A 7321-nucleotide genomic window follows, 5' to 3' on the forward strand; every position below is an offset into this window, starting at 1 on the left:
GACACCGTCAGCCCCCCCCCAAAGTCTTCGCCTGAGCAAGCCTCGCAAAAACAGCAAGCCCCCAAGCCTCGGCGCAAGCCAAGTCGCATCCGCCAGTATTTTCGGCGCATGGAAAGCTGGCTGCTTTACGGCGAGTCTGCCGTAGGCACGCATGACCCCGCAGATCTCGCTGCCGATGCGCAATGGGCTGTCGGCCAGCAGCAGGCCCGCGGCTCGCGCCTTTTGCTCTGGGCCTCGTTGCTCACGGTGATCGTGCTCATCACCTGGGCCAGTCTGGGCCGTATCGACGAAGTCGTGCGCGGCCAGGGCAAGGTAGTTCCCTCGCGCCAGATTCAGGTGGTGCAAAGCCTGGATGGAGGCATCGTCGAGGAAATCCTCACCCGGCCGGGGGAGACCGTCCAGCAAGGCCAGGTCCTGCTGCGCATCGACCCCACACGCTATAGCGCCTCTCTTGGTGAAAACAAGGCCGAGTCACTATCGCTGCAGGCCAAGGCAGCGCGCCTGGAAGCCTTGGCCACGGGCCAGCCGTTTCACGTTTCCGATGAGCTGGTCAAGGCCGCTCCCGACGCTGTGGGCATGGAGCGCCGAGTCTGGGAGTCCCGCACGCAGGAGCTCAACACCACGGTCAGCATCGCCCGCGACCAGCTGGGGCAAAGGCAGCAGGAGCTACGCGCCACACAGGCCCAGCGCGACCAGGCAGCGGCCAGTTGCAGCCTCACCAACGACGAGCTCAATGTCACCCGCCCTTTGCTCAAGACAGGAGCAGTGTCCGAAGTCGACCTGCTGCGTCTGCAACGCGATGTGGCCCGCTTCTGTGGCGAAGCCCGGTCAGCCGGTGCGCAGATGGAGCGTATCCGCGCTGCGATCTCGGAAGCCGATCGCAAGATCCGCGAGTCCGAGCTCACGATTCGCAACCAGGCGAGTGCCGAGCTCTCCGAGACACGCACCAAGCTCTCCACGCTGGAGCAGGGCCAGCGTGCTCTGGCCGACCGTGTCAAGCTTGCCGAAGTGCGCTCACCCGTGCGCGGAACCATCAACAATCTGCTGGTCAATACCGTGGGCGGAGTCGTACAGCCAGGCAAGGACATTCTCGACATCGTGCCCAGCGACGACAGCTTGCTGCTCGAAGTCCAGGTCAGCCCCCGCGACATAGGCTTCTTGCATTTTGGCCAGAAAGCCGAGGTCAAGTTCACGGCCTACGATTTCGCCATCTACGGTGGACTGGTCGGCAAGGTCGAGCAGATCGGGGCCAGCACCATCACCGATGAGCGTGGCAACACCTTCTACATCGTCAAGGTTCGTACCGAACGCGCCCACGTCGGTGATGACAGCCGCCCCGTCATTCCGGGCATGCAAGCCGAGGTCCACGTCCTCACCGGCCAGCGCACGCTGATGCAATACCTGCTCAAACCCATATTGCGAGCCAAATCCAATGCATTCATCGAGCGCTGAGATCACACAACAACAATGAAGGAATACGCCATGCAAGCACATCCGGTACTGATGGTGACGCAGAACACCAGCCTCTGGCAGCACTGGCAGCAGCTGAGCTCTGCGCGCTGGCAGGCAACCCGTGGCCAGAACCTGCAGGACCTGCAGCGCTGGGCCTTGCAGTCCCGCCAGTTGGTCATGCTTGATGCGGCCTTGCCACGCCTGCCCAGTTGGGATGACGCCATATGGACTCCGTTGCTGCAGGGCATGAAAGTGCTGGTCCTCAATGCACGGCCCAATGATTCCGAAGGCCGCCAAGCACTGGCCCGGGGGGCCAGCGGTTACGCACACGCCTATGCATCGGCCGAATCACTGAGCACCGTTCTCCAGAACATCGGCGCGGGCAGCATCTGGCTGGGCCGCAGCCTGTTGCAGCGCCTGCTGCAGGACGTCGACAGCCGCTTGCCACCACCCGAGCCACAAAGCTGGATCGAAAGCCTGAGCCCGCGTGAGCAGGAAGTCGCACGCCTTGCCTCCCTGGGCAACAGCAACCCTGATATTGCCGAGCGCCTGGGCATCAGCGAACGCACGGTGCGTGCACATCTTTCCGCGATTTTTGAAAAACTCGAGGTCAGTGACCGCCTCATGCTGGCGCTCAAGATACATGGCATAGCCCATGATTCGCCGCGCAGCACTGGCGCCAGTGCCCCGCGCAAGTCCCCTGCACTGGAAGACCGCTGAGCACTGCCTCACCCGAGATCGCCTGGCACCCTTATTCAGGTGAGGCCTTCAACAGGCGCCGGTCTCGCAGCGATCGCCAGGCCTGAAGGGCCAAGGCTTCCCGTCTTTCATCAAAACGGCTGATACGCTCAGGCAGCGCGTTTTGCCGCAGGCAGTGCACCGGGAACGGTCTGCCGAATCCGCAGCGTGTCAGGTCTGGCCGGTGACCGGGGATGGCAGCCTTCTCAAGCCCACCGTCCTGGCCAGCGCCATCCGTCAAAGTCCACGCCCGGGCCATGTGCCAGCCCGGGCAGCCTGTGCCTGTTCTGGCTAGGCGGCCTCAATTCTGAAAGGTGTTGCACTTCAGATTTGAGCTCGCCGGGCGATTGCATCTAAGAACGGCCAACACCTCCCAGCAAACCACAGGTTTGATGGCATCGATTTTGAGATGCGCTTGCCCTGCATGGACGAATCGAGCCTCGCGCAACAGACAGCGCTCGCACTTCAGCCTGCATGCCGGCTTGCTCCCCCCTACCTGCAAACCCGGCACTCCACAGCCCACACCTGTCTCGCACATATTGCAAAACATTCTCCGGAAATCAGCAGCAAGCTCGTCCAGCCATGCAGTTCTGCGAGAGCAAGCCGATCCCTAGGTGTGGAAGGCAAGTGCCTGTGACCCATTGATCGCGGATAACGCGCTCTATTGTCCGCATGTACCCCGACCGCACAGTCGCTTGAGATAGGAGGGCGCGCACAGGCCCCATCGAGTCACGCAGGGAGTACGTCGGCACCATGAAGCAGTCCTCCTCTTTAGGAATACCGGCTTTTTTGCATGCACTGCTGACCACGGTGGCATGGCTGCTCTTGTGGCCGCTGCCCATCTCGGGATGCAGCAGCCCCCTGGGATTCGACACGGCCAAATTACAGCAATTCATGCAGGTGCAATACGGCTCCCGGGGCGTACAGGCACTTGATTCGTGGCTGGGCATGCTGAACCAAGGGGCGAAGCAGTCAGAACAGCTACAGCTGCAAACGGTCAACACTTTCTGGAACGAGATCATGCTGAGCTCAAGCGATTCTGTCGTCTGGGGAGAGATCGATCACTGGGCGACACCGCTCGAAAGCCTGGGCAAGCGTGCCGGTGACTGTGAGGACTTCGTGATCGGCAAATATTTCTCCCTGATACGCCTGGGTATGCCAGCAGAGAAGCTGCGCCTCATTTATGTGCGCGCACATCAGAGCGGCCTGGGCAGCAGCACGGCCCACATGGTGCTCGGCTTCTACGAAACACCGGATGCCGACCCGCTCATTCTGGACAGCCTGATGGGCGACACCTTGCCCGCAAGTCAGCGCCAGGATCTCACGCCCGTGTTCAGCTTCAACAAGCTGGGTATTTATGTGACGGGTGCCAACCAGACTCCTCCTGTGGAGCGCATCAGCCGCTGGCGCGGACTTGTGGAGCGCATGCGCAAAGAAGGATTCATGCCATGAACACCGCACCGCATCGCACCAGCCTCCGCGAAAATCGCATGTCGCTGCTTACGCGGCTTTTGCTTGGTGTGAGCCTGGCCATGCTGGGCCTGCTGGTCGGCAGCCTGGCTTTAGGCATCAACGCGGCGCGGCAATACCTCGATGCGCAACTGCGGCTGGGCAGCGAAAACGCTGCTTCGTCATTGGCACTCTCACTGTCTCAGCCCTCGAACCAGGACCCCGTCACCCGCGAATTGCTGATGCTGGCCTTGTTCGATAGCGGGCAGTTTCTCCATATACGCCTCATCTCCCCCGACGGCACCGCCCTCTTCGTCCGCGAACAAGCCCGGCCCGCAAGACAGGTACCTCAATGGTTTTCACAGCTGCTGCCGCTGACTCGCCCCTGGGCCGAACGCTCCATCAGCAATGGCTGGCATCAGACCGGTCGGCTCTCGGTGGCAGTAGACAACAGCCATGCCAGCAATGCTCTCTGGCACAGCAGCATCTATATGAGCCTGTTCTCACTGGGAGCCGGCGTGCTCTGGGCGGTTTTTGCCGCATCGCTGCTGCGCTGGTTTCAGCGCCTGCTGCACGAAGAAGTCCTGGAGCAGATCCAGGCAATCGGTAACCAGACACCTGCTTGTGCCTATGTACGTCTGACGGAGCAGGACTCTCTGGCCCAGACCATCGACGACACCCGAAAACGCGTGCATGAAAGCCTCCATGGTCGAGGGCAGTTCATCCGAACGACTGCGGCCACGGAAATGCAGGTGCCCCAAGCAACGCCGGCAACACCAAGCTGACGGCCTGCTACAGACATCACTAGAAATCAAGTCAAAACGATATCAAGCCCAATATAGACAAGCGGTTCACGCTATCTATAAGAGAGCAGACTCTATGTGCACACAAGGCGGTTGCATCTGAATCCTCGGCCTGAGCGCTTGCCGGTATGGCCCCTTCCCCCACCGGGGGAAGACTGTGATGGCATGGGCTTTGAGATGCGATTGCGCTGTATGCCCACACCAGGTCCATCCGATCCGCACTCTCTGCAAAGAAAAGACGCCTGCACTCCTCCAGGAATGCAGGCGCCTTGTGCCCTATTGCAGCCAGCCCGCTATCGGGCTGCACTCATCAATGATGGCCGTCCATCGTCAGCTTGCCCTGATTGATCAACTGCTGGATCAAGACATTCTGATCAGCCGCTGTGCCGATCTGCGCATCGCCAACCAGATCGACCCCCTTGAGGGTGATTTCCTGATTGAAGTTGCTGCCATCGGCACCCAGCTTGCCGTCCGTGGAAACCTTGATCAGCGTATCCACGCCATCACTGCTCTTTTCCAGATGCAGATAGACACTCAAGTCATCCACCAACTCCTCGCCTTCCAGCAGGTCATCCAGAACCAAGGTGTCCTTGCCTGCCTGATCGCCAGAGCCCATGCCGAAGTTCAGCACCACATCCTTGGCCGGGGCATCCACGGTACCTTCATCACCATGATTCCAGATGAACAAGTCATCCTCGTCCGTGCCGATCAGAAGATCATCACCAGGAGTGCCCCGCACTTCGTGGGCCAGGCTCGCAGCTGTCACACTCGCACCGCTATCGTCATGCTCCGTTGATGCGACTGCCGCGGCCTCGACAGAGCCATCGGTCATGCTGCCCTCGGTCTCACTGCTCATGGCTGCGAATGCAGGGGGAGCGCCTTCCTTGACCGTGAGCGTCAGGTCCGTACGGAACGTATCCCCATCTGCATCCCTGGCTGTGTAATGCATGACTGCCGAAACGTCCTGCTGTGTATTGAATCCATCAAGGCCCTTGAAAACATAGGATCCGTCACCGGAAATAGTGAAATTACCGATGAGCAGCCCGGAGTTGGTATAGACATCGATCGTCGTCGATGCCTGCGCCCCAGAAAACACGAATGTCTGGAGACTGCCATCTTCAGCCCGATATTCAATCGAAGCAATTTTCCAGCCCGAAGGATCCCATCCGACAAAACCACCTGAGTCATTGGTAGTTGCATTGCCGGTGGCACTATTTCCCTTTCGGAGAATATTTGTCAGCGTATCCACCAGTTTTTGATAGTCATCTTCCACCAAGATGGTTTTATCGTCATCGGCCCCGTCAATAATCGACCCTGCAGTCTCTCCAGGGGTCCATGAAATGGGCTCAAGATTATCCTTGCTTTCGGGAACCAGCTGAGAGCCTATACCGACAGCATAGGACCCATCGAAGCCCTTGCTCTCCAGGAATTCAATCCACTTTTCCTCTAATTCGGTATTGACGCCCCATCCCTCATTAGGATCTCCATCGGTCAGAAAAACAGAAATCAGATGATCCCCACCAGCGGGAGGAGGTGCATAGGTATTAATGATTTCATTAATCGCCTCGCTATACAAAGTCGCTCCATCAATGAGCAAAGCATCAATGAAATTCATGGCCTCGTCCAGATCCGTGAACCAGCCACTATTCTCGGTAGACGAGTGGAAGACCGCATCCGAGCCGAACGTATAAAGACGCACGGAATTCACGCCATCCGATTCAAACAAGTCTTTGACAGCCTTTCTTAACATATCCATGCGTGTGATCCAATCGCCCTCAAACGGCACCCAGCCTAGCATGCTGGTAGAGACATCGATGGTCAGCACAATGTCTGCCTTGGTGGTAATAGAGCTCTCATAAATTTCAATGGAGTCCTCTCTGGCATAAAGAGCCGGATTCACATCGATATTCACATGAGCCGTCTCCGGCGTGCCCAGATCCGTCTTCGCGGTATAGGTAAAGTGAACCGCCCCTTCATAACCGGCATCGGCCACAAAAGTCAGTTTTCCGTCTGTGCCCAGCATGACCTTGCCATGCTCCACGGCAATCGCTGCACCTCCAGCCACAATGGCCAGGCCATCGATATGGGTGACAACCTTTCCTGTTCCCTCAAAAAAGTCATTGGCCAACACATCGATCACTAGCGGCTTCGTACCCACGATGCTGCCAACGTCATCGAACGCATCCTGCTCGGGAGCCAGATTGATGGTGATGACCTCGGTTGTTGTCTTGCCAGACGCATCCTTGATGGCCACCACAAAGCTGTCCTGTCCGTTGTAGTCGGCATGTGGCGTATAGATCCAGTTGCCACTGGCATCGACCGTGACCGAACCATGGCCTGGCTGCTGGCTGATGGCATAAGGCGTGACTGCATCCAGTCCCGTATAAGAGAACTGTCCAGTGACCGGCCCATCATCCTCCATGCTTGCAAAAATCAAGGGAGCATCGGTCTTGCCCTGGATGGTGATCTTGACCGTGGTCGTCGACTGGTCGCCATCCGCATCGGTCAGCGTGTAGCTGAACACGTCCAGCAGCGTGTCGCCGTCGTTGAGCGCCTTGACCGCCCGCAGCGTGTTGTCCAGCGCGTACACGTAGCTGCCGTCGGCCTGCAGCGTGATGGTGCCGTACTGGCCCTGCACCGCCACACCCACGCCGCCGTTGGCCACGTGGCCTGTTGCCGTGTCGGCCTGCACGCCCGTCACCTTGGCATCATCGGCGCCCAGGTCGTCCTTGCCGCCCGTGCCGCCCTGGCCCGTGATCACGTTGCCGCTCACCGAGGCCGTGTTCTCCGTGATCTCGTTGTCGTCCGGGTTGGCCACCGGCGCCGTGTCGATGATCTGGATCACCAGGTCGTTGCTCGAGGTCTTGCCCGCCAGGTCG

Annotated in this window: 5 protein-coding genes; 4 read left to right on the forward strand and 1 reads right to left on the reverse strand. The window is 59.2% G+C overall.

Annotated features, from left to right (window positions below; genetic code table 11):
* The first annotated feature begins 108 nt into the window (after window positions 1-108).
* The 4 genes from G486_RS0119715 (at window position 109) to G486_RS22935 (ending at window position 4424) form a co-directional block, all read left to right on the forward strand.
* Complete coding sequence (locus G486_RS0119715; RefSeq protein WP_051303692.1) at window positions 109-1452, forward strand: HlyD family type I secretion periplasmic adaptor subunit; 1344 nt, start codon at window positions 109-111, stop codon at window positions 1450-1452.
* Between the two features lie 30 nt (window positions 1453-1482).
* Entirely contained in the window at window positions 1483-2172 is a 690-nt protein-coding gene (locus tag G486_RS22930) for a response regulator transcription factor (protein WP_051303701.1), read from the forward strand.
* Between the two features lie 771 nt (window positions 2173-2943).
* Window positions 2944-3642: a transglutaminase-like cysteine peptidase gene (locus G486_RS0119725; RefSeq protein WP_027017081.1), complete on the forward strand. Its 699-nt coding sequence runs from the start codon at window positions 2944-2946 to the stop codon at window positions 3640-3642.
* Window positions 3639-4424, forward strand: coding sequence for a LapD/MoxY N-terminal periplasmic domain-containing protein (locus tag G486_RS22935; protein ID WP_027017082.1), 786 nt, complete (start codon window positions 3639-3641; stop codon window positions 4422-4424). The genes G486_RS0119725 and G486_RS22935 overlap by 4 nt, the downstream gene beginning before the upstream one ends.
* Window positions 4425-4752: 328 nt before the next feature.
* Here G486_RS22935 and G486_RS0119735 read toward each other — a convergent pair.
* A partial coding sequence (locus G486_RS0119735; protein ID WP_027017083.1) for an Ig-like domain-containing protein occupies window positions 4753-7321 on the reverse strand: 2569 nt, incomplete at its 5' end.

This window comes from Comamonas composti DSM 21721 (assembly GCF_000429845.1).
Classification (GTDB): Bacteria; Pseudomonadota; Gammaproteobacteria; order Burkholderiales; family Burkholderiaceae_C; genus Comamonas; species Comamonas composti.

Excerpts from the sequence above, each read along its gene's own strand:
- G486_RS0119725 (WP_027017081.1), top strand. The coding sequence starts at position 2,944 with ATGAAGCAGTCCTCCTCTTTAGGAATACCGGCTTTTTTGCATGCACTG.
- G486_RS0119715 (WP_051303692.1), top strand. The coding sequence starts at position 109 with ATGGAAAGCTGGCTGCTTTACGGCGAGTCTGCCGTAGGCACGCATGAC.
- G486_RS22930 (WP_051303701.1), top strand. The coding sequence starts at position 1,483 with ATGCAAGCACATCCGGTACTGATGGTGACGCAGAACACCAGCCTCTGG.
- G486_RS22935 (WP_027017082.1), top strand. The coding sequence starts at position 3,639 with ATGAACACCGCACCGCATCGCACCAGCCTCCGCGAAAATCGCATGTCG.